The 1,244-nt window shown below is 66.2% G+C and carries 1 protein-coding gene; it reads left to right on the top strand.

Annotated elements, in window-relative coordinates; all coding sequences use genetic code 11:
• A partial coding sequence (gene frc, locus J8I87_RS43935; RefSeq protein ID WP_245254633.1) for a formyl-CoA transferase occupies positions 1 to 1,242 on the top strand: 1,242 nt, incomplete at its 5' end.
• Positions 1,243 to 1,244 lie beyond the last annotated feature (2 nt).

Raw genomic sequence — 1,244 nt, 5'->3', positions numbered from 1 at the left:
AAGGCACTCGACGGTGTGCGCATTCTCGATTTCACGCATGTGCAATCGGGGCCGACCTGCACGCAACTGCTCGCATGGTTCGGCGCGGACGTGATCAAGGTGGAGCGCGCGGGCGCGGGCGACATCACGCGCGAACAGCTGCGTGACATCCCCGACGCGGACAGCCTGTACTTCACGATGCTCAACCACAACAAGCGCTCGGTGACCATCGACACGAAGAATCCCGAAGGCAAGCTGGTGCTCGAGGCGCTGATCCAGAAGTGCGACGTGCTGGTCGAGAACTTCGCGCCGGGCGCGCTGGAGCGGATGGGCTTCAGCTGGGAGCGCATCCAGGAACTGAATCCGCGCATGATCGTCGCGTCGGTGAAGGGCTTCGGGCCCGGGCCGTACGAGGACTGCAAGGTGTACGAGAACGTCGCGCAGTGCGTGGGCGGCGCGGCCTCGACGACGGGCTTCGACGACGGTCCGCCCGTGGTGACGGGCGCGCAGATCGGCGACAGCGGCACGGGCCTGCATCTGGCGCTGGGCATCGTCACGGCGCTCTATCAGCGCACGATGACGGGCCGTGGCCAGAAGGTGCTCGCGGCGATGCAGGACGGCGTGCTGAACCTGTGCCGCGTGAAGCTGCGCGACCAGCAGCGGCTGGAGCGCACGGGCGTGATGAAGGAGTACCCGCAGTACCCGAACGGCACGTTCGGCGAGGCGGTGCCGCGGGCGGGCAATGCGTCGGGCGGCGGCCAGCCGGGCTGGATCCTGAAGTGCAAGGGCTGGGAGCACGACCCGAACGCGTACATCTACTTCATCACGCAGGCGCCCGTGTGGGCGAAGATCTGCAACGTGATCGGCCGGGAAGAGTGGGCGACGGACCCGCAGTACGCGACGCCGAACGCACGGCTGCCGCGGCTGCAGGAGATCTTCGCGGAGATCGAGCGCTGGACGATGACGAAGACCAAGTTCGAGGCGATGGAGATCCTGAACCGGTACGACATTCCGTGCGGACCGATCCTGTCGATGAAGGAGATCGCGCAAGACGAATCGCTGCGCCGCACGGGCACGATCGTCGAGGTCGATCATCCCGTGCGGGGCAAGTATCTGACGGTGGGCAACCCGATCAAGCTGTCGGACAGCCCGACGCAAGTGACGCGCTCGCCGCTGCTCGGCGAACATACGGATGAAGTGATGGCCGAACTCGGCTATTCGTCCGCGCAGATCGAAGCGCTCAGGGCGTGCGGCGCGATCTGAAC

Origin of the sequence: Paraburkholderia sp. LEh10 (assembly GCF_017814945.1) — a bacterium.
Taxonomy (GTDB): domain Bacteria; phylum Pseudomonadota; class Gammaproteobacteria; order Burkholderiales; family Burkholderiaceae; genus Paraburkholderia.
Note: the sequence above shows the minus strand (reverse complement) of the source record. Positions and strands in the feature narration are given on the sequence as shown.